This is a genomic window from Tenacibaculum holothuriorum, from assembly GCF_002120225.1.
Taxonomy (GTDB): Bacteria; Bacteroidota; Bacteroidia; order Flavobacteriales; family Flavobacteriaceae; genus Polaribacter; species Polaribacter holothuriorum.
Genome location: NZ_LAPZ01000012.1, coordinates 1 through 20,572 on the forward strand (window position 1 = coordinate 1; position 20,572 = coordinate 20,572).

The following is a 20,572-nucleotide window of genomic DNA, read 5'->3' on the forward strand; positions in this document are numbered from 1 at the left end:
CAGCTGAACTACCAGACCGTTGCGTTAAGCGGATGCAAATATATATGTTTTTTTAGAATGAGAAAAATAATTAAACAAGTTTTTGACGAGAAATTAAATAGCTTGTAAGTATTTGGTTCATTCCTAGGTTAATATCTACAGGAACATAATCTATTTTATATTGCATGCATTTGTTTTTTAATTCGTCAAAATAGTTCTCAATAGCTTTTTTGTAGTCTTTTTGTATGTTTTCGGTGTATAGATTTATTTCTTCCCCAGTTTCAACATCAACTAATTTTTTAGGATTGTCACTAAAATTCAGATTGAATTCAGTGTTGGCATCATAGGTGTGAAATAAAACTAACTCGTGTTTGTTGTATTTTAAATGATGCAATGCTTCAAAGAGTTTTTCTTGTTCTACGGATGTTTGAAACATATCGGTAAATAGAAAAATTAAAGATCTACGATGAATTTTCTCTGCTATTTCATGTAAAAATTGATAGGTTTCTGTAGTAGATGAATTTTTATGAGTTAATAGCTTTTCTAATTCATGAATAATCATTTTACGATGTCTTTCACTTCCTTTTTCAGGAGCGTAATATTCATAAGAATTAGCATAAATACTTAAGCCAACTGCATCTCGTTGTCTTTTTAAAATTTCAATAAGAGAAGCTGCTGCTACTGCAGAAAATCCGATTTTGTTTAATTGTTCTATGGAATTATTTTTACGCTCAGGATAATGCATTGACGCAGAGTTGTCGATAATTATATGACACCTTAGGTTCGTTTCTTCTTCGTACTTTTTGGTGTATAACTTTTCGGTTTTCGCAAAAAGCTTCCAGTCTATATGTCTTGTGCTTTCTCCTTTATTATAAAGTTTATGTTCAGAAAATTCTACAGAAAATCCATGAAACGGACTTTTATGCATACCAGTAATAAAACCTTCTACTACTTGTTTTGCTAACAAATCGAGGTTTTTAATTTCTGATGATTGTATTTGGGATAAGTTCAAATTAAATGTAATAAAAGAATAAAAATAAAGGAATTAAAAAAGGTATACCGCATGAAATCCAAAAAAATGTTTTATAAATTTTTATTCTTATCTCCAATACATTTTCTTTTTTACTTAAAAGTTCAGTACCAGAAATTCCATAGTAAATAATGTTTGCAAAACCCATCATAACAAGGTAGCTCATTCCTTGGAAGAAAATGTGAAACAAAGTTATCTCTATTTCTGAGGAATTAACTTTATCACTTTTAAAAACAATGAATTCAACAACAAGTGCATAGAGTATAAAAGCAAAAATGCCACTTAAAAATAATCCGAAGTTATATTCACTTCTCTTTTCAGACCACCAAACACTACTTTCTCTTTTTCTTTGCTTTTTCTTAAAACTCATAGATGCAAAATAAAAAAGGTTTGGCAAACGCCAAACCTTTTTTATTTATAAATGATTACTGTTTATTATAAAGCAGCATCAATTTTATCAGTATATGTTTTTTTAGGAGCAGCACCTACTTGCTTATCAACAACTTCTCCGTTCTTGAAAATTAAAACAGTAGGAATATTTCTTACACCGTATTTTGCAGCAAACTCTTGGTTGTTATCAACATCAACTTTACCAACTACAGCTTTACCGTCATATTCATTACTAATCTCATCTACGATAGGAGCTACCATTCTACAAGGTCCACACCATGCAGCCCAAAAATCAACTAAAACTGGTTTGTCTGATTTTAATACAACTTCTTCAAAAGAAGCATCTGTAATTTCTAATGCCATTTTATTATATTTTATTGATTTGTCTTTTTTGTGTTTTATTCATTACAAAAGTAAGCAAATATTTTACCAAAGCAATTTTTAAAAAATTACTTTTTATTATCACACTATCAATACTTTTTATTTTACAAACTTTGTTTTTTCAATAGAAAAAAATCTATAAATTTGCGAACTGATTTCTGAGGAGAAATTTGATCTGATTGCAACCTCGTTAAAAAATGCTAAAGCAGTAATTATTTACTTCTTTACGCGACCAATCGGCTCAAGAACTCTTCATAATTTAATTTAAAAAGAAGTAAGATATGTCATATTTTTTTACCTCTGAAAGTGTTTCAGAAGGACATCCAGATAAAGTAGCAGATCAAATTTCAGATGCATTAATCGATAATTTTTTAGCATTTGATGCCGATAGTAAAGTAGCTTGTGAAACTTTAGTAACGACAGGACAAGTTGTGTTAGCTGGAGAAGTGAAGTCTAATACTTATTTAGATGTTCAAAAAATTGCAAGAGATGTAATTAACAGAATTGGTTATACTAAAGGTGAGTACATGTTTGATGGTAATTCATGTGGAGTATTATCAGCAATTCACGAGCAGTCAGATGATATTAATAGAGGTGTAGATAGAGCTACTAAGGAAGAGCAGGGAGCAGGAGATCAAGGAATGATGTTTGGTTACGCAACTAACGAAACAGAAAACTATATGCCATTGGCGTTAGATTTATCTCACCTAATTTTAAAAGAGTTAGCTGTTTTAAGAAGAGAGAATAAAGAAATTACGTATTTAAGACCAGATGCAAAAAGTCAGGTAACTATTGAATATTCTGATGATAATGTGCCACAACGAGTTGAAGCAGTAGTAGTTTCTACACAGCACGATGACTTTGGTTCTGACGATGAAATGTTAGCTAAAATTAGAAAAGACATTAAAGAAATTTTAATGCCACGTGTAATCGCTCAATTATCTCCAGAAATTCAAGCGTTATTTAATGATGATATTAAGTACCATATCAATCCAACAGGGAAATTTGTAATTGGTGGACCTCATGGAGATACAGGTTTAACAGGTCGTAAGATTATTGTTGATACTTATGGAGGAAAAGGAGCACACGGAGGTGGAGCTTTTTCAGGAAAAGATCCAAGTAAAGTAGATAGGAGTGCTGCGTATGCAACGCGTCATATTGCTAAAAACTTAGTAGCAGCTGGTGTTGCAGATGAGGTTTTAGTGCAAGTGTCTTATGCTATTGGAGTAGTAGAACCAATGGGAATTTTTGTAGATACTTACGGTACAGCTAAGGTTGATTTAACCGATGGTGAAATCGCTCAAAAAGTTTCTGAGATTTTCGATATGCGTCCGCACGCAATAGAAACTCGTTTACAATTACGTACACCAATGTATAGTGAAACTGCTGCTTATGGACATATGGGGCGTAAAAATGAAGTAGTAAGTAAAACATTTACACAACCTAACGGAGAAAGTAAAACAATGGATGTTGAATTATTTACTTGGGAGAAGTTAGATTATGTAGCAAAAGTGAAAGAAAGCTTTGGTTTATAAAAGGTAGTATAGTTAAGTATATTAAGTAAAAACTCGTGGCTAAAACCGCGAGTTTTTGTTTTATAATCTATTTTTTTCGTCTATTCTTTTTCGAGTATTTTTCTTTTTTAAAGATTGATTTCCGAAGTTGTAAGTGAATCCTACCCGAATATGTTGAGTTTCCATGTTATCAATGAAATAGTTATTTTGATTTAAATAGTCTGTAGACACTTTTACGATTTGAGACTTTAAAATATCAGATACTTGAACTGATAGTTTTGCTCTTTCATTGAATAATTTTTTAGTAATTCCGAAAGATAAATCTTCACTTCCTTCTATAGTTAAAGAACCTTGAATTCCATCGGTAACCATATAAAAACTTAATTCAGCAGATAAACTTTTGTCTTTTAAAAATTGATAGCTCGTAGATATATAACCATAATATCCCCAAATACTATTTTTTACTAATTGATTGTTGTTTTCTAAAGCGGTAAATCGATCTTCGTTATAATATACATTATGTTGTGTATAGAAACTCCATCTATCAGAGATATTTTGATTTGTGTTAAAACTAAAACCATAATCTGTGTTTTTAGGAATATTAACAAATGAATATCGTAAAGTATTTGTATTGTTATTTTGGAAGTTAATTTCAGTAATATAATCTGAAACAAAACTATAATAGATGTCGAAATTATATTTTTTGTTAAAAGTATATTGAAACTCTACATTGTGAGTAATTGAAGGTTTTAATTTAGGATTTCCTTCATAAAAAGAATAATCGCTATAATAAAATTTAAACGGATTTAAAGAGGAATAGTTAGGTCTACTAATTCGTTTTCCGTAAGTGAAACCTAATTGATTGTTGTCGTTAGGAGAATATTGTACATACAAAGTTGGAAATAATTTAAAATAATGGTCTTTATTTATTTGATTTAAAGTAACTGAATTTCCTGTTAATGAAGTGTATTCTCCTCGTAACCCTGCTTTTAAGCTTAATTTTCCTAAGTTGGTTTGATAACTTAGATATCCAGAAACATTGTCTTCATCATACATAAACATATTAGATTTTGAATTGTCTATTTCTAGTTGATTGTTTAGTAAATTATAATGTTTTAAATCACTTGTAGAGTTAATTTGAGAATACTTAAAACCAGTTTCAAATTTAGAATTATCATTAATTTTATATTCATAATCTAGTTGAGAGTTGTAGATTTTTGTCTTTTGTTCAGTAAATGTTTCAAATGTTGTATTGTTTGTAGGATTTTGATCTACATCAAAGAAATCAGTTTTTACTTCTTGATTTCCTGTTTTTTTGTAATCAGTAAAATGACCACTAATACTTAGTTTTTCGGCATCTGAAAGTTGCCATTCATAAGTAGCATCTAAACCCATATTTTTTGTAGAACTACCAGATTGATTTAATGTGAAAAAAGAAGATTGAATTGCATCCATAGCATTCAATACGTCTGAACTAGTATTGTTTTTTGCTCTCCAATCAGGATTGTAATATAGCTGACCACCTAAAGTTAAACTACTTTTCTTATTAAGATAAAAATCTGAAGTCAATCGGAAGTTATGGGTACGATACCATGAATTTCTATCTAAAAAAGAATGATATTTTTCGCTAGAACTTCCACGATTAAAACTTATTACTTCTTCTTCTAATCGATTTCCTCTGCCTCGGCTATGAGAATAGCTTGCATATAAGTTTATATCTTTGTTTTTAAAATAGTGAGAAGTATTAATATTTCCTGAAGAAAAACGGGCTTTACGATATGAAGTGCCAACTTTTCCTTTATATCCAGTTACCAAATTCTTTTTCATTTTAATATTTAAAACTGAATTTCCAGCAGCTTCATATTTTGCTGGCGGATTGGTAATAACTTCTATAGAAGTAATATCTTGAGCAGAAGTTCCTTCAAGTAAATCTTTTAACTCAGTGTTAGATAAGTATACTCGTTTGTCATTAATTAAAATGATAATATTGTTGGAGTTTCGTATAGTTAAATTACCATTTCGTTCTAATACCCCAGGAGTTTTCTTTAATACATCCCAAGCATTTCCTGTAGATAATACGGTATTTTCAATATTAAATACTAAACGATCTACTTTTCGTTTTATAGTAGGTTTTTTAGCTGTAATTTCAATTTCGTTTAATGTCTCTGTGTCTTCTATTAAAACAATATTTTTTAGATTTAATGTCTTATCTATCTTTAGAGTTTTAATCACTTCCTTATATCCAATAAAACTGATTTGTAATTCATAATTATTAGATGAGATATTTTTTATTATAAAGGTTCCGTCATCCTCAGTAATACTTCCTTTATAAATACTTTTCGTTTTTGTGTTTAATAAAGTTACGTTAGCAAAAGAAATAGGTTCGCTATTGCTGTCTACTACTTTTCCTGTTAAAGAAAATTGAGCAACTAATTGAGTAGATAATAGCACAGTTAAAAGTGTGAAAATTGTCTTCATAGTTATGAGTTTTGATGTGACAAATCTCAATAAACTCAGTAAGAATAATGGTTAACCGAAAGTTAATGCAAGGTTAATGTGAAAATTAACTCTAAGCGTATTCATTAACAAATAAGATAGATTCTAGTAATATTAAAGGGTTGAAACTCTTTAACGGTTAATGCAAGGTTAACATAGTTTAAAACTGCTTTTTTCTTTCCTTTTTACTGTACATTTGGAGTAATGAAACGAGTATGTAAAGCATATAACAGACAACGGAATTGTACTAAACGAGTTCCATGTGTCATCTTAAAAAATAAAATTGTAGACGCATGAAAACCAAAATAAACATATTAATTATCACTTCGGTAATAGCAATTCTTACACTATCTGCTATTCAGTATTATTTGATTTCTAATACATTTCAATTACAAAAAGATGCGTATTTAAAGAGGGTTAAGAAAGAGTTGAAGTTTATTGAAATGAATGAACGAGAAGATGACTGGGATAATACTTATTTATCAAAAACACAAAACTTAATTAAAAGCTACCAAAAAGGATTGCTATCTAAAGAGGAAATGATTTTTAAATTCTCAAAATTTAGAGATAGTTTGAATAGTAGTTTTATGAACTATTTTAATGAAGAGCTAAAAAAAACGAGTTTAAAATTTCCAGTAAAATATCAACAGCAAATAACAGGAGTTGTCCTATTAGGAAATATAAATAACGATACAATTGTTTCACCAAAAGGAGATGGTTTTTTATTGTTTGGAGATGAATTGAATCCAAAAACAAGAATTGGGTTTAATAGTGGGAAATGGAATAGTGAAAGTACTTCTAAGCACGATAAAGATAGTGTCTTAGTAACAGAAGAAAGAATCCATTTAGAGATACGATCGAATAGTTATATTGATATTCCTGAGTGGAGAACAGCAGTATTCCAAGAAATGACAGGACTTTTAGCCTTATCTATTTTATCAGTTTTGACAGTAATCGGATTGTTTATTTATGCGTTGTCGTCTTTTATAAAACAAAAGAAAATAGCTGATATAAAAACAGATTTTATCAATAACATTACACACGAATTAAAAACTCCTTTGGCAACATTAAGTATTGCAACAAAAACATTACAGCAAGATACTATTTTACAGAATAAAGAAATTGCATTGTCAACTGTAAAAACTATAGATAGACAAAGAAATAGATTGCAGAATCTTATAGATCAGGTATTGAATAATTCTTTAGGATTTCAAGAGATAACGTTAAATAAGAATACAGTATTTGGTAAGCAGTTTTTTCAAAACTTGATAAATGATTATAAATTATCTAAAGAATCAATTTCAGTTGAAACTCATTTAGATGAAAGTAACACACAATTATTTATTGATAAATTTCATATTACTACGGCTATTTTAAATGTGTCAGACAATGCTGTAAAATACGGAAGCGATCAACTAAAAATTAGAACTAAAATTATTGATAATTCTTTTCAAATTACGATTGAAGATAATGGAATTGGAATTGCTAAAGAACATCAGAAAAAGGTGTTTGATAAATTTTATAGAGTAGAAAATACCAATATTCATAATGTAAAAGGATTAGGACTAGGGCTTTTTTATGTGCATCAAATTATAAAAGCTCATAACGGAACTATAGAGTTGAATAGTAAAGAAAATAAAGGAACAACAATAATTATTAATTTACCACTATAGTTATGAAAAAGATATTGTTAGCAGAAGATGATTTAGACTTTGGAAGTATTTTACAACAGTATTTACAGTTGCATAATTTTCAAGTTACTTGGGCAAAAAACGGAGTAGAAGCTTTTGAAGTTTTTCAAAAAAACGATTTTGAAATTTGTGTTTTCGATGTGATGATGCCTAAGTTAGATGGTTTTTCATTAGCAGAAAAAGTAATTGCTTTAAATCCAGAAATGCCGTTTGTTTTCCTAACAGCAAGAAGTCAAAAAGAAGATAAAATTAAAGGATTAAAACTTGGTGCAGACGACTATATTGTAAAACCTTTTGAGGCAGACGAATTAATCCTTCGATTGCAAAATATTATAAAGCGAAGTCAAAAAACAATTACCAAAAATCAACACTCACTTATAAAAATTGGAGAATATGATTTTGATGTTAAAGCTTTACAATTAACACATTTACAAAAAACACAAAGAGTAACAGAAAAAGAAGCATTACTGATACAGTTTTTATACGAGCATAAAAATCAGCTAGTAAAAAGAGAGCAAATATTGAACGCTGTTTGGGGGAGTGATGATTTCTTTTCAGGAAGAAGTATGGACGTCTTTATTAGTCGATTGCGAAAATATTTTGCTGAAGATTCCTCCATTAAAATAGAAAGTATACGAGGAGTTGGCTTAGAATTTAAAATAATAAGCTAGCCTAAAAAATAATCATAACAACATAATCAAAAATAAAAAATCCAGAATGTTTCATTCTAGGGAATAGGAAATTATTGTCTAAAATTAAAAAAAGTAATCATGAAAAAATTAGTATTCACATTCACATTAGTAGTGTTTTCTTTAACAAGTGTAGTAGCACAAACAACACCAGTTACACCTACACCACCAAATTCAAGCAGTACTACAGTCTCAACAAGTTCAACTACGTCAAGATCTTATAGTGTTGATGATAATGGAAAGTACAGTTCCCATTCCATTGCTGTTAAAAATCATAACTCAGCATATCGATTTAGAGCACGTTTTAATGACGCTTTAACTGAACGTGTTAAAAATCGTTTAGAAAAAGAGTTTTCGGGTAAGAATTTCTCAAAACCATACAATGCTTATTTCTGGAAAATTGAAAAAAACGATAAAAATGTATTTGAGTGTAAATTAGATGAAGGACGTTTAAAAATGTATGTAGATAAAGAAATGACTTCAGAAAAATTTCAATTAAGAATTGAGAAGTTAGGAGAAGAAATAAAGTATTTGATATCTGGTGAAAACCCAGAAGAAAATAAAAAGAAAGCCTTGTTAAATGCAGAGAGAAATTTAGAACGAGCGAAGAAAGCTTATGATAGAGCTTTGAAAAATGTAAAAAGAACAAAAGAGAAACAATAAATTTAGTGAGATGAAAAAATATTTTTACAGCCTCGTTTTTTTGTTGAGTTTCGGTATGATTAATGCTCAAGAGAAACTGCCAAAAATAGAAATTCAAGCAAATAAGACTTTGGCATTAGTACAATATGTAAATACCATTTCTAGTCCAAGGAAGAGTATTTTAAAAAATCATTTTGAGAAAAGTAAGTTTAATACTAAATCAGTTCAAAAGCTTTTAGCAACATATAAAAAACTACCTTTAAGAGAGAGTATTAAATATCAAGGATATCCAGAAACAAGAAGAAGTAGAAAAGGTACTGATGAGATTTTTACAGTAATGGCTGCTAATTCAGATGATTTGGAAGAATTAAAGAAACATTCGGTTAGTTTATTTCCACTTCGTGATCATCAAAAATTATTTGATATTCTAAAAACCATCGAACCAATTTATGATCAACTTTTCTGGAAGAAAAACCTACCAGTAATTCAACAAAAAATTACTGAGTTAAAAGCATATGCAGAAAAACACAATTTAAATAAATTGTACAATGCTATGACTAAGTTTTATAACAGTTCGTGGGAATCGGATTTACCATTAATTATTTCGGTAATTCCATATCCTGAGAAAACAGGATTTACTGCGACACCTCAAGGAAATATTATAGTAAGTGGTTTGCCTTTAGATATGGATTATTTTGAAGTGTATTTTGGAGTAATGTTACATGAAATTGCACATATTTTATATGCTGAACAAGAGAAATCATTTCAATTTGAATTAGAAAAATGGTTTTTAAATTCACCTTCAAAATATAAAACATTTGCTTACAATTGGATTAATGAAACTTTGGCAACAGCTGTTGGAAATGGGTGGGTTTATGAAAAATTGAAAGGAGAGTTAGATCCGTTAGATTGGTATAATGATATTTATATCAACACTTTTTCCAAAGCTATTTATCCTATGGTGAAAGATTATTTAGAGAGAAATAAAAAAATAGACGAAGATTTTATTAATAAAGCAATTTTAGCCTATAAAAAAGTATTGGCAGATAAAACATATGCGTATGATAATTTAATTACATACACCGAAATGATGTTGAACAAAGAAAGTAAAGATGGAGCTTTAGAAGGTAAAGTGATGGATGGGGTGTTTTCTAACTTTAGAACTCGAAGTTATGGGCTACATACTCCTTTTCCTTGTGGAGATAAGTTAGAGAGTTTTTTAAAAAATATAAAAACACAAGTAGTAGGGGTTGTAGAAAATAATCAGGCGGAATTAGAGAGTTTAGAAATTACTTTTCCATTCTTGAAAAAATATACATTAAATACGAATAGAAATTTTGTGTTAACTCACATTAAAGAAAACGGACAGGTTTTTATATTGATTAATGTTCTTAATGAAAATGAATTTTCTAAAGTGTTTTCACTACTTAAACAGCAAAAAACAGTTAGTTTAAATAAAGAGAATTTGATTTATTTTTAAATAAAAAGTCCCAAAGTTTTACTTTGGGACTTTTGGTATTTTGTTCTTAGAGATACTATTTTATGTTGAAAATAAAAGGCATTCTTGCTTGAATTCCTTTTAAGTTTTTCATTTGGTTGATGTTGTTATACAATTGATAGTTCTCATTACCTAAAGCTTCTTTTAAAACTTCTTCTTTAGATATTGAACCAAAAGGCGAGAATTTTAAAGTTTCTTTTAAATCTTTTTTATAATTAGGATAGTTTCTAACTCTATAATCTGAAACTTCAGCAAGTTCCGCAGCAATTTGTATTGCGTCTTCTAAACCACCTAAAGTGTCTACTAATCCTTTTTCAATAGCTTCTTTACCAGTCCAAACTCTTCCTTGAGCAACTTCATTTACTTGCTCAAAAGTCATATTTCTACCTTTTGCAACTCTATTTACAAATGTGGTGTAAATTTGCTCAACTCCTTCTTTAGTTACATCGTAAAACTTTTGATTCATAGGTTCAAAAACACTGTAGTTAGGACTGTTGTTTGTTGAAACTTGTTCAGCATTAATTCCGATATTTCCTGCAACTTTGTTAAAGTTCGGAACTGCTCCAAAAACTCCAATAGAACCTGTTATTGTAGTTGGTTCAGCTATAATTTTATCGGCATTACAAGCTATGTAATAACCACCAGAAGCTGCTACATTACCCATAGAAACCACTAATGGTTTTTCTTTTTTGGTTAACTCTAATTCACGCCAAATTAATTCAGAAGCTAAGGCAGAACCTCCTGGAGAGTTTACTCGTAAAACAATTGCTTTAACGTTTTTGTCTTTTCTAGCTTTTTTAATAGCGCTATTAATTAAACCTTGTCCAATAATATCTTCGTTACCTTCACCATAAAGTATTTGCCCTTGTGCATAAATAACGGCAATTTTACTTTTAGATGAAGTAAAGATTCTACCTTTTCCTGTAGAAATGTAATCTTCTAGAGTAATAGTGTTTGCTTTTTTTACTTCGGCAGCATTATTAAGTTTTACCGTATATTCATCTTGGTAAATTGAACCATCTGTTAATTTATTGTTGAAAGCAAGTTCAGCATTTCTACCAAAAGCATTGTCAGCAATAATGTTTAATTGCTCAACAGGAATATTTCTACTTTTAAAAATATCATCAGTAATTTCTGACCAAATTGATTTTAAGAAAGAAGTAGTTTGTTCTCTGTTTGCTTCACTCATTTTATTGGTTAAGTATGGCTCTACAGCACTTTTGTATTTTCCGTGACGGATTACTTCCATTTTTACACCATACTTATCTTCGAAATCTTTATAATATAAAATTTCAGTAGAAAGACCTTTAAAATCGATAGCTCCAACTGGATTTAGGAAAAGACTATCGGCTACAGAACTTAAGTAGTAATTTTTTTGATCATATACATCGTTGTATGCATAAATAAATTTTCCACTTTCTTTAAATTCCTCAAGTTTGTTACGAATAGCTTGGGTTTGAGCGATACCAGCACTAATATAAGTTGTATTAATACTTATTCCTTTAATATTTGAATCTGATTTGGCATTTTCAATAGCGTTTAAAATTTTATTTAAAGCTAGTTTTTCATCAACTAAATCTAAGGCTTCAGCAATAGGGTTGTCTTCTTTCGGGGCATAATCTTTTATAGAAGTTGATAAATCTAATTCTAAAATAGAGTTAGGTTTTACAATAATAGCTTCTTCAGTATTCATTAAAGCTGCAATACCAATAAAGAAAATAAAGAGTAAAAATATGGCAATAAAAAAGCCTAAAATAGAGGCGATTAAATTTCTTAGAAATTTCATGAGTTATGTTATTTTAAGGGGCAAATATACATTTTTTAAGATGCAGAAATATTATAGATTACGGTTAGAAAAATTACCTAATCGCATATTGTATTTTCGTTGTGCAAACATAAAGTAATTAAAAAGCTTATAATTTACATCGTAACCATAATCTATATGAGGAGAATAATCAATAATATTCTCATAAATATTAGGATTAAATTGAGTAGGGTTTTGAACTCGCATATTCCAAATAGGAACCATCATACGGTTTCTTGTTTCTAAAAAAGATTGAGAATAAAATCCAACAGGTCTCGCAATAGAATTTAAATAAGCGGTAAACCCTGGGTCGATTATAATTATTTCGTATTCTAAAGAATCATTTTTTATAACAACAGGCTCTTCTTTAGTATTGCCTTTTTTTATGTTAGAAGAGCTGCAGGATAAAGAAACGATTGTTGTAATAATTAATATTGGTATATATTTTAGAAACTTCATAATTGTATTACTTACATTAGTACTTATAAAGTTGCAAAAATTATTCCATTTTTCATTGATTCTTAAGCTATTTAACAGTAATTTCAGCCAATAAATTAATAAAAATGGAGAAAAAAAGATGTTTTTGGGTAAGTGCTGATCCACTATATGTAGAATATCACGATGCTGAATGGGGAGTACCCGTATATGATGATGATATGCTGTTTGAATTTTTAATTTTAGAAACATTTCAAGCAGGATTAAGTTGGATTACAGTACTTAAAAAGCGAGAAAACTTTAGAAAAGCCTTTAATGGTTTTGATTATAAAAAGATAGCCAAATATGAAGAGGATAAATTTAATGAACTACTACAAAATGCTGGAATCATTAGGAATAAATTGAAAATAAAAGCAACTATTAGCAATGCCCAAGCCTTTATGAAAGTGCAAGAAGAGTTTGGTTCTTTTTCAAAATATATTTGGGGATTTGTAGACGGAAAACCAATCAAAAATGCTTTTGAAAAAAGAGAAGAGGTACCTGCAACAACAGAACTGTCTGATAAAATATCCAAAGATTTAAAAAAGCGAGGGTTTAAGTTTGTGGGGTCAACGGTAATCTATGCTTTCATGCAAGCCACTGGTATGGTAAATGATCACACAACCGATTGTTTCTGCTATAACGAAGTATAATTTGTACCTTTAGCCTCCAACAAAAAAAATCAATTTAAATATTTATACAATGAAATTAAGATACATGCTTTGTACTGCAATAGCAGCGAGCTTATTAGTTTCTTGTGGTGTAGAAAATAAAAAAGAACCACAGGTAGAAACAAAAACAGAAAAAGCTTTTGAATACGAAGTTGAACAATTTGCAGATATTAAAGTATTACGTTACCAAATACCTGGTTTTGATGAGTTAACACTAAAAGAAAAGAAATTAGTGTACTATCTAACACAAGCAGGTTTAGCTGGACGTGATATTATGTGGGACCAAAACTATCGTCATAACTTAGAGATTAGAAGAACTTTAGAAAAAATAAATGATGAGTTTAAAGGAGATAGAAATTCGGAAGACTTTAAAAAGTTTACTACGTATTTGAAGCGTGTTTGGTTTTCAAACGGAATTCACCATCACTATTCAAACGATAAAATCAAAGCTGAATTTTCTAAAGAGTATTTAGAAAGTTTGCTAAAAGAAACAAATACCGAATTATCAGCAGATGCTTTAGCGGTAATCTTTAACAATAAAGACAATAAAAAAGTAAACAAAAAAGCAGGAGTTGATAATGTATTGGCATCTGCGGTTAATTTTTACGGACCAGATATTACTAATAAAGATGTTGAAACATTTTACGCAACTGCATACAAAGGACCAGAAGGAAAGCCAGTAGAAGCAGGTTTAAACTCTAAATTAGTAAAAGAAGACGGAAAGCTTGTTGAAAAAGTATGGAAGTCTGGAGGAATGTACGGAGCTGCAATCGATAAAATTATTTATTGGTTAGAAAAAGCACAAGGAGTAGCAGAGAATGAAAAGCAAGCAAAAGCTTTAGGGTTATTAATTGAGTATTATAAAACAGGAAGTTTAGATACTTGGGACCAATATGCAATTGCTTGGGTTGAATCTACCGAAGGAAATATTGACTGGATAAACGGATTTATTGAAGTATATAATGATCCAAAAGGATACCGTGGTTCGTATGAAACTATTGTTGAAATCAAAGATTTTGACATGTCTAAAAAGATGAAAGTATTATCAGACAATGCACAATGGTTTGAAGATAATTCACCTTTAGACCCAGCACATAAAAAAGAAAATGTAGTAGGAGTCTCTTATAAAACGGTAAACGTTGCAGGAGAGGCAGGAGACGCATCACCTAGTACACCAATTGGAGTGAATTTACCAAATAATAACTGGATTCGTCAAGAACATGGGTCTAAATCAGTGTCTTTAGGAAACATTATAGGTTCTTATAACAATGCAGGTGGTACCGGACGTTTAAAAGAGTTTGCACACGATCAAGAAGAAATTGATTTAGAGATTAAATACGGAAAGTTAGCAGATAAATTACACACGGCTTTACATGAGGTGATTGGTCATGCTTCAGGAAAAATTAATGACGGAATAGGACAACCAAAAGAGACTTTAAAAAATTACGCGTCTACTATGGAAGAAGGTAGAGCAGATTTAGTAGGATTGTACTATTTAATGGATCCAAAATTACAAGAGTTAGGATTAGTAGATGATTGGCAAAAAGTAGGAAAGGCTGCTTATGACGGATATATTAGAAATGGATTAATGACACAATTAATTCGTATCAATTTAGGTGATGATATTGAAGAAGATCACATGGTAAACCGTCAATGGGTATCTGCTTGGGCTTTTGAGCAAGGAAAGAAAGACAACGTAATTGAAAAAGTAGTGAAGGATGGTAAAACATTTTTTGTGGTAAACGATTATATGAAGTTACGCGATATTTTCGGACGCTTATTAAAAGAAACACAGAGAATCAAGTCAGAAGGAGATTTTGACGCAGCGAAAGCATTGGTAGAAGGTTATGGTGTAAAAGTAGATCAAGCAATACATAAAGAGGTATTAGATCGTAACAAACAATTTACATCAGCTCCATATAGTGGATTTGTAAATCCAGTTTTAGAGCCTGTAGTAGATGCAGAAGGAAATATTACAGATATTACCATTGCGCAGCCTAAAACTTTTGAAGAACAAATGAAGTTTTACGCTAAAAACTATAGTTTCTTACCAACAAAGAACTAAGCTTTGCCTCGAAAAATGTCATTCTGAATCTATTTCAGAATCACATAAAGGCTAGCGATAATTGAATTTAAAAACCGATGCTTTAAAAGTGTCGGTTTTTTGTATTTTTAAAGCAGAAAGTAAGTAGTATGGCAAAGAAGATTAAAGATCCTGGGTTAGGACATAATTCAAAGAAAAATATCAAAGGAATTGTAAATAAAGATGGAAGTTCTAACGTAATTCACCTGAATAAAAAATTCAATATTGACGATTTATATACGTTCTTTATCGAACTTACTTGGTGGCAATTTTTTCTATTTGTGCTTCTAGGATATACTTTGTTAAATATTGTATTCGGTTTTGTATATATGGCAATTGGTATTGAAGAAATAACACCTTCAAGAGGTAATTTTTTAGATGATTTTTTAAACGGATTCTTTTTTAGTGCACAAACCTTAACTACTGTAGGGTATGGGGGAATAGCACCCCAAGGAGTGACAGCCAATTTAATAGCAGCTTTTGAAGCCATGATAGGGCTGTTGAGCTTTTCATTTATAACAGGGTTGTTGTATGGAAGATTTTCTAAGGCAAAAGCAGCAATTCACTTTAGTGATAATGTGCTCTTGAGAGATTTTAAAGAGCACAGAGCAATTATGTTTCGTTTAATGAATAGTAGAAAAACGGTTATGATAGAACCAGAAATTACGGTAACACTTTCAATAAATGAAAAAAATAAAGAAGGTGAATATAAGAGAGAGTTCTATCGATTAAAACTAGAGCGTGATAAAATAATGTATTTACCTACGGTTTGGACAATAGTTCATGAGATAGATGACAAAAGTCCGTTGTTTAAATATTCAGATAAAGAAATAGAGAACTTAGAAGCAAAGCTCTATGCGCTTATTCAATATCATGAAGAATCATTCGGACAAAAAGTATATCAAATAACTTCTTATGATTTTTCAGAAGACCTTAAATCGGGAGTAAAATATACACCTTCGTTTAGTTTTGATGAAGAAGGTTTTACAGTTTTAGACCACGATAATTTAGATGAGGTAACGAGAATGAATTAACCTTTAATTAAAAATTTAGAAAGAAATAAAAGCGCAATAACAGTAATAATACCTATAGCTACATATAAAGCACCATTTTGATAATATTTTTTATTATTCTTAGCATCTTTTTTATAGCTAAAAATCATTAAAGCTAAGAAAGCAATAACAAAAAAACTAGCAAAGATAATTCTACCAGTGGTAAACATTTTAGCAGCAATAAGTATAAACATAAAGTTGTATTTTTAGCAAAGTTAAAGAATGATTTTATAATGAGAAAAACTAAAACAGCAATTGTTTTTGGAGCTACTTCAGGCATAGGAAAACGTTTGGCAGAATTATTAGTTAAAGACGGATATATTGTTGCAATTACTGGAAGAAGATTAGAAGAATTAAAAAAGATTAAAGCGCAAAATCCAAATCAAATCATTATAAAACAAAACGATATCCAACAAATAGATGAAGTTGAAAAAGTTTTTAAAGAAATTGTTTCTGAATTAGGAGAGGTACATTTAATTATTCAATCATCGGGTGTAGGTTTTGTAAATTCTAAATTAGAATGGGAAAAGGAAAATGAAACCATACAAACGAATGTTGTTGGAGTTACAAAATTATATGATTTAGCATATAATCTTTTTAGAGAACAGCAATTCGGACATTTAGTTGGAATTTCTTCAATAGCATCATTAAGAGGAAGCAGAGCAGCTCCGGCGTATTTTGCTTCAAAAGCTTATCAAAAAGCCTATTTAGAAGGCTTGTATATAAAAACTAAAACAATAAAATCTAAGAAGGTTTTTGTAACCGACATTCGCCCAGGTTTTGTTGATACTGCTATGGCACTAGGAGATGGAATCTTTTGGATGGTTCCTTTAGAAAAGGCAACAAAGCAAATTTATTCAGCAATAAAAAAGAAAAGAAGAGTAGCTTATATTTCGAAAAGATGGAGGTTAATAGCTTGGGTACTTAAAATAGTTCCAGCTCAATTATTAAAAATGGCAACATAATATGGAAAAGAATAAATTAATAATTCTTGATATAGATGATACCTTAACCAAAAGTGAAGAAAAGCATACCGATTCTTTACTATTTGCAATGAAGCATTTTGGAATTGATAGAGTAAATACCGATTGGAAAGAATACACCCATGCTACTGATAGTTACATTTTTAAAGAAAATTATGAACAAACTCATAAAAAAGAATTTAGCTTAGACCTTATTGATGAATTTGAAAAGGTAATGACAGAGAAATTTATGAGTTATCCACAAACTCATGAAGTAAGAGGAGCTCAAAAAACAATAGATTTTTTATTAAAAGAAACTGATTATGCAATTTGTTTTGCAACAGGGTCAATTCATAAGCCAGCATTATTAAAGTTAGAACAAGTAGGAATTAATTTTATTCCAAATGTATTGTCATCATGTAATAATTATTTTACAAGAGAAGAAATTGTAAAAGCCTCTATAAAGAAAGCCCAAGATTATTATGGAGTAGCACAATTTGAATCTATTATTTCTTTTGGAGATGGCTTGTGGGATGTAACTACAGCAAGAAACTTAAATTTACATTTTGTTGGTGTGAATACAAAAAATGTATCCGATTTCAAAAAGCAAAATGTACAATATCATATAAATGATTGGACTGAATTTAGTCTACAAAAAATGGAAAAAATATTCAACATAAACTAAATATGAAAAACAAAATAAACGCAGTACACGAATTTCATACAGCATTCGGATTAGGAATTAAAAACGAACCAACTGCTCATATCGGAGAAGATAGAAATCTACTTCGCTTCAATTTAATGAAAGAAGAAAATGAAGAATATTTTGAAGCAGCTCAAAATAATGATTTGGTTGAGGTAGCAGATGCTTTAGGAGATATGCTATATATTTTATGTGGAACCATTATAGAACACGGTATGCAGCATAAGATAGAAGAGGTTTTTAATGAGATTCAACGAAGTAATATGAGTAAGTTAGGAGAAGATGGAAAACCAATTTACAGAGAAGATGGTAAAGTGTTAAAAGGCCCTAATTACTTTAAACCAAATATTGAAGAAATTTTGAATGAATGATAACAAAAACCGCAAAAGTAATTTTGCGGTTTTTGTTATTTTATGAGTTGTTCTTGCCTGTTATCTTATCAAGTTCGTGAGTAAGCGAACGAACATTGTTAGTCATTTTTAAAATAGTTCCGTCAGTATCTACAATTACGTGGGTTGGATATTGTTTTACTTTCAGTTTTTTATTCATGTAGTCTTTTTGTTCTGGAATAACAGAATATTTAAAAGGCTTTGTTTTTAAAAACTCTGTTAGTTTATCTCCTTTGTCAAAAGCTAAACTTACAAACTCAACGTTCTCATCTTTATAACGATCTACCAATGCGTTTAATTCAGGAAATTCTTCAACACAAATTTTACAAGTAATAAACCAGCATTTTAAAACAAGTAACTTACCTTCTGTGTCTTTCTTATTGTATGAAACTCCATTTATATCTACAAAATCATATTCAGGAAGTTTTTTTCCTTCCATATTGTGATATTTTACTGCAATTTTTGCAGCACTTCTAATAGTTTTTTTGATTTTAGAATCGGCATCAGCATTAATTTCTACCAATTGATAGTTGTATGGTTTGTCAGTTTTTATAGGAATGTAAAGTCCAGTTCTAAGTAAGTTTAAGAAAAGTTCTTTTCCAACTTTTTTACCGCTATCGTCAATAGCTGTGAAGCTAGACATTAAGTCTATGTTTTCTTTGTTGTAAGTATTCCAGTTTTCATAGCTTTTCTGAATGTCTTTACTATCAACAGAAATGTTTTTTTCTATTTTAGATGGAGTTTTGGTAGGTGTTTTTTTAGCAATCTCTACCTTTTTTTTCTTGATTGGAGTTTCAGTTTTCTTTTTTACTGCTACTACTTTTTCTTTAGAGTTTGAGGTGCTTGTTCCCGCTTTTTCTAAATACATGTTTAACCCAAATGTAGAAATAGCATAGCTAAGAACTACTGAGAGGATTGCTGGCATGACGTCTTTCATCTGCTAGTTTTTTATGTTAATTAAGGGGGATGATAATACTAAAGTACTAAAAATTATGAATTTATCAAATTTTAACACGCCAACCGTGTTTATCTTCTGATTTGTTGTATTGAATGTTTAGTAATTTTTCTTTGAAAAAACGTGCGTATGAATTTTCTTGATCAGCTAATTCAAATGAATCTTTATCGTGTTTAAAACCTTTTATAGGATTAATTACTGCAGCAGTACCAGAACCAAAAATTTCTTTTAATTCACCAACTCTTGCAGCGTCTTTAATTTCAGAAACAGTAACACGTCTTACTTCAATATCAATATTATTGTCTTTTGCCAATTGAATGATTGATTTTCTTGTAACACCATCTAAAATTCTATCGTTATTAGGAGCTGTAATAAGTTTATCTCCAATTCTGAAGAAAATATTCATGGTACCCGCTTCCTCTAAATATTCGTGCGTGCTAGCATCTGTCCAAATAATTTGTTGGTAACCTTCTTTGTGAGCTAGACTTGTTGGGTAAAATTGTGCAGCATAATTACCAGCAGCTTTAGCATAACCAACTCCGCCATCTGCAGAACGACTGTATTTTTCAGCAATAATTACACGAACATCTCCTCCGTAATACGATTGAGCAGGAGAACATATAATCATAAATTTATATTCTTCAGCAGGAGAAGCAGCAATTGCACCTTCTGTGGCGATAATAAAAGGACGTAAATAAAGAGAATTACCTAATCCTTTTTTAATCCATTTTTTTTCTAAATGTAATAACTTTTTTAATCCTTCAAAAAATACATCTTCTGCTACAGGGGGCATTGCTAAACGTTCTGCTGATTTGTTTATACGATCAAAGTTTTCATCTGGTCTAAACAAGAAAATATCATCATTATCGTCTTTATAAGCTTTCATTCCTTCAAAAACTGCTTGTCCGTAATGAAAAACTCTTGCAGAAGGCTCTAATGTAAAAGGAGCATATGGTGTAATTCTTGGATTCGTCCATTCTCCGTTTTTAAAATCACACGTAAACATATGATCAGAAAAAGTGCGTCCAAAATTTAAGTTATTAAAATCTACTGAATCAATTTTTGATTGTTCTATTAATTGAATGTCAATATCCATATTTCCCCTGTTTTTGAAGTGCTACGAAGATACAAAAAGTCGCCTTATAATCATGGTTTTAAACCAATGACTT

General features: G+C 30.0%; 20 protein-coding genes. 11 read left to right on the forward strand and 9 right to left on the reverse strand.

Going from position 1 to position 20,572, the window contains the following annotated elements; genetic code table 11:
• Positions 1-70 precede the first annotated feature (70 nt).
• The 3 genes from WH52_RS11695 to trxA all read right to left on the reverse strand — a co-directional run bounded on the left by WH52_RS11695 (position 71) and on the right by trxA (position 1,762).
• A complete protein-coding gene (locus WH52_RS11695) occupies positions 71-991 on the reverse strand; it encodes a DUF58 domain-containing protein (RefSeq protein WP_086031139.1) in 921 nt (306 codons plus the stop codon).
• A gap of 1 nt (position 992) precedes the next feature.
• Entirely contained in the window at positions 993-1,379 is a 387-nt protein-coding gene (locus tag WH52_RS11700; RefSeq protein WP_086031140.1) for a hypothetical protein, read from the reverse strand.
• A gap of 65 nt (positions 1,380-1,444) precedes the next feature.
• The gene (gene trxA / locus WH52_RS11705) at positions 1,445-1,762 is read right to left on the reverse strand and encodes a thioredoxin (protein ID WP_086031141.1); all 318 of its coding nucleotides are present in this window, start codon (positions 1,760-1,762) and stop codon (positions 1,445-1,447) included.
• A 299-nt stretch (positions 1,763-2,061) separates the two neighbouring features.
• Here trxA and metK point away from each other — a divergent pair, with 299 nt between their 5' ends.
• Entirely contained in the window at positions 2,062-3,315 is a 1,254-nt protein-coding gene (metK, locus tag WH52_RS11710; protein ID WP_086031142.1) for a methionine adenosyltransferase, read from the forward strand.
• Positions 3,316-3,375: 60 nt separating this feature from the next.
• Here metK and WH52_RS11715 read toward each other — a convergent pair whose 3' ends face one another.
• Entirely contained in the window at positions 3,376-5,772 is a 2,397-nt protein-coding gene (locus WH52_RS11715) for a TonB-dependent receptor domain-containing protein (protein ID WP_086031143.1), read from the reverse strand.
• Between the two features lie 311 nt (positions 5,773-6,083).
• Between WH52_RS11715 and WH52_RS11720 the strand changes: the two genes are divergently transcribed.
• From WH52_RS11720 to WH52_RS11735, 4 genes are all read left to right on the forward strand, one after another.
• Positions 6,084-7,463 carry a sensor histidine kinase gene (locus WH52_RS11720; protein WP_086031144.1) on the forward strand — a complete coding sequence of 460 codons (1,380 nt, stop codon included), beginning with the start codon at positions 6,084-6,086 and terminating at the stop codon, positions 7,461-7,463.
• Positions 7,464-7,465: 2 nt separating this feature from the next.
• Positions 7,466-8,152: a response regulator transcription factor gene (locus WH52_RS11725; RefSeq protein ID WP_086031145.1), complete on the forward strand. Its 687-nt coding sequence runs from the start codon at positions 7,466-7,468 to the stop codon at positions 8,150-8,152.
• A 99-nt stretch (positions 8,153-8,251) separates the two neighbouring features.
• Positions 8,252-8,833: a hypothetical protein gene (locus WH52_RS11730; protein WP_086031146.1), complete on the forward strand. Its 582-nt coding sequence runs from the start codon at positions 8,252-8,254 to the stop codon at positions 8,831-8,833.
• A 10-nt stretch (positions 8,834-8,843) separates the two neighbouring features.
• Positions 8,844-10,292 (forward strand): hypothetical protein, encoded by a 1,449-nt coding sequence (locus WH52_RS11735; protein ID WP_143592157.1) that lies wholly within the window; start codon positions 8,844-8,846, stop codon positions 10,290-10,292.
• Between the two features lie 55 nt (positions 10,293-10,347).
• Here the strand turns inward: WH52_RS11735 and sppA are convergent, their stop codons facing one another.
• Entirely contained in the window at positions 10,348-12,096 is a 1,749-nt protein-coding gene (gene sppA, locus WH52_RS11740) for a signal peptide peptidase SppA (protein WP_086031148.1), read from the reverse strand.
• A 51-nt stretch (positions 12,097-12,147) separates the two neighbouring features.
• Positions 12,148-12,573 carry a DUF6146 family protein gene (locus WH52_RS11745; protein WP_086031149.1) on the reverse strand — a complete coding sequence of 142 codons (426 nt, stop codon included), beginning with the start codon at positions 12,571-12,573 and terminating at the stop codon, positions 12,148-12,150.
• A 104-nt stretch (positions 12,574-12,677) separates the two neighbouring features.
• Here WH52_RS11745 and WH52_RS11750 point away from each other — a divergent pair, with 104 nt between their 5' ends.
• The 3 genes from WH52_RS11750 (at position 12,678) to WH52_RS11760 (ending at position 16,376) form a co-directional block, all read left to right on the forward strand.
• A complete protein-coding gene (locus WH52_RS11750) occupies positions 12,678-13,241 on the forward strand; it encodes a DNA-3-methyladenine glycosylase I (protein ID WP_086031150.1) in 564 nt (187 codons plus the stop codon).
• A 49-nt stretch (positions 13,242-13,290) separates the two neighbouring features.
• Positions 13,291-15,324, forward strand: a complete 2,034-nt coding sequence (locus tag WH52_RS11755) for a dipeptidyl-peptidase 3 family protein (RefSeq protein ID WP_086031151.1) — start codon at positions 13,291-13,293, stop codon at positions 15,322-15,324.
• A 128-nt stretch (positions 15,325-15,452) separates the two neighbouring features.
• Positions 15,453-16,376: an ion channel gene (locus WH52_RS11760; protein WP_086031152.1), complete on the forward strand. Its 924-nt coding sequence runs from the start codon at positions 15,453-15,455 to the stop codon at positions 16,374-16,376.
• Here the strand turns inward: WH52_RS11760 and WH52_RS11765 are convergent.
• Positions 16,373-16,588 carry a hypothetical protein gene (locus WH52_RS11765; RefSeq protein ID WP_233131560.1) on the reverse strand — a complete coding sequence of 72 codons (216 nt, stop codon included), beginning with the start codon at positions 16,586-16,588 and terminating at the stop codon, positions 16,373-16,375. The two genes, WH52_RS11760 and WH52_RS11765, sit on opposite strands and share 4 nt — an antisense overlap.
• Before the next feature lie 39 nt (positions 16,589-16,627).
• Between WH52_RS11765 and WH52_RS11770 the strand changes: the two genes are divergently transcribed.
• Genes WH52_RS11770 through WH52_RS11780 form a run of 3 tightly spaced genes read left to right on the forward strand, consistent with a single transcriptional unit; the run spans position 16,628 to position 18,430 of the window.
• Positions 16,628-17,359, forward strand: coding sequence for an SDR family NAD(P)-dependent oxidoreductase (locus WH52_RS11770; RefSeq protein ID WP_086031153.1), 732 nt, complete (start codon positions 16,628-16,630; stop codon positions 17,357-17,359).
• A gap of 1 nt (position 17,360) precedes the next feature.
• A complete protein-coding gene (locus WH52_RS11775; RefSeq protein WP_086031154.1) occupies positions 17,361-18,041 on the forward strand; it encodes an HAD family hydrolase in 681 nt (226 codons plus the stop codon).
• Between the two features lie 2 nt (positions 18,042-18,043).
• On the forward strand, positions 18,044-18,430 hold the full coding sequence (locus WH52_RS11780) for a pyrophosphohydrolase domain-containing protein (RefSeq protein ID WP_086031155.1): 387 nt from the start codon (positions 18,044-18,046) through the stop codon (positions 18,428-18,430).
• A gap of 40 nt (positions 18,431-18,470) precedes the next feature.
• On the opposite strand, the gene WH52_RS11785 is transcribed toward WH52_RS11780, so the two are convergent.
• Positions 18,471-19,385 (reverse strand): TlpA family protein disulfide reductase, encoded by a 915-nt coding sequence (locus WH52_RS11785; protein ID WP_086031156.1) that lies wholly within the window; start codon positions 19,383-19,385, stop codon positions 18,471-18,473.
• A gap of 64 nt (positions 19,386-19,449) precedes the next feature.
• Complete coding sequence (locus WH52_RS11790) at positions 19,450-20,499, reverse strand: branched-chain amino acid aminotransferase (protein ID WP_086031157.1); 1,050 nt, start codon at positions 20,497-20,499, stop codon at positions 19,450-19,452.
• Positions 20,500-20,572 lie beyond the last annotated feature (73 nt).

What these genes read in the sequence shown, in the direction of transcription:
- metK (WP_086031142.1), top strand. Translation starts at nt 2,062, where the DNA reads ATGTCATATTTTTTTACCTCTGAAAGTGTTTCAGAAGGACATCCAGAT.
- WH52_RS11770 (WP_086031153.1), top strand. Translation starts at nt 16,628, where the DNA reads ATGAGAAAAACTAAAACAGCAATTGTTTTTGGAGCTACTTCAGGCATA.
- WH52_RS11765 (WP_233131560.1), bottom strand. Translation starts at nt 16,588, where the DNA reads ATGTTTATACTTATTGCTGCTAAAATGTTTACCACTGGTAGAATTATC.
- WH52_RS11760 (WP_086031152.1), top strand. Translation starts at nt 15,453, where the DNA reads ATGGCAAAGAAGATTAAAGATCCTGGGTTAGGACATAATTCAAAGAAA.
- WH52_RS11700 (WP_086031140.1), bottom strand. Translation starts at nt 1,379, where the DNA reads ATGAGTTTTAAGAAAAAGCAAAGAAAAAGAGAAAGTAGTGTTTGGTGG.
- WH52_RS11755 (WP_086031151.1), top strand. Translation starts at nt 13,291, where the DNA reads ATGAAATTAAGATACATGCTTTGTACTGCAATAGCAGCGAGCTTATTA.
- WH52_RS11730 (WP_086031146.1), top strand. Translation starts at nt 8,252, where the DNA reads ATGAAAAAATTAGTATTCACATTCACATTAGTAGTGTTTTCTTTAACA.
- WH52_RS11790 (WP_086031157.1), bottom strand. Translation starts at nt 20,499, where the DNA reads ATGGATATTGACATTCAATTAATAGAACAATCAAAAATTGATTCAGTA.
- WH52_RS11780 (WP_086031155.1), top strand. Translation starts at nt 18,044, where the DNA reads ATGAAAAACAAAATAAACGCAGTACACGAATTTCATACAGCATTCGGA.
- WH52_RS11745 (WP_086031149.1), bottom strand. Translation starts at nt 12,573, where the DNA reads ATGAAGTTTCTAAAATATATACCAATATTAATTATTACAACAATCGTT.
- trxA (WP_086031141.1), bottom strand. Translation starts at nt 1,762, where the DNA reads ATGGCATTAGAAATTACAGATGCTTCTTTTGAAGAAGTTGTATTAAAA.
- WH52_RS11735 (WP_143592157.1), top strand. Translation starts at nt 8,844, where the DNA reads ATGAAAAAATATTTTTACAGCCTCGTTTTTTTGTTGAGTTTCGGTATG.
- WH52_RS11785 (WP_086031156.1), bottom strand. Translation starts at nt 19,385, where the DNA reads ATGAAAGACGTCATGCCAGCAATCCTCTCAGTAGTTCTTAGCTATGCT.
- WH52_RS11750 (WP_086031150.1), top strand. Translation starts at nt 12,678, where the DNA reads ATGGAGAAAAAAAGATGTTTTTGGGTAAGTGCTGATCCACTATATGTA.
- WH52_RS11715 (WP_086031143.1), bottom strand. Translation starts at nt 5,772, where the DNA reads ATGAAGACAATTTTCACACTTTTAACTGTGCTATTATCTACTCAATTA.
- WH52_RS11775 (WP_086031154.1), top strand. Translation starts at nt 17,361, where the DNA reads ATGGAAAAGAATAAATTAATAATTCTTGATATAGATGATACCTTAACC.
- WH52_RS11720 (WP_086031144.1), top strand. Translation starts at nt 6,084, where the DNA reads ATGAAAACCAAAATAAACATATTAATTATCACTTCGGTAATAGCAATT.
- sppA (WP_086031148.1), bottom strand. Translation starts at nt 12,096, where the DNA reads ATGAAATTTCTAAGAAATTTAATCGCCTCTATTTTAGGCTTTTTTATT.
- WH52_RS11725 (WP_086031145.1), top strand. Translation starts at nt 7,466, where the DNA reads ATGAAAAAGATATTGTTAGCAGAAGATGATTTAGACTTTGGAAGTATT.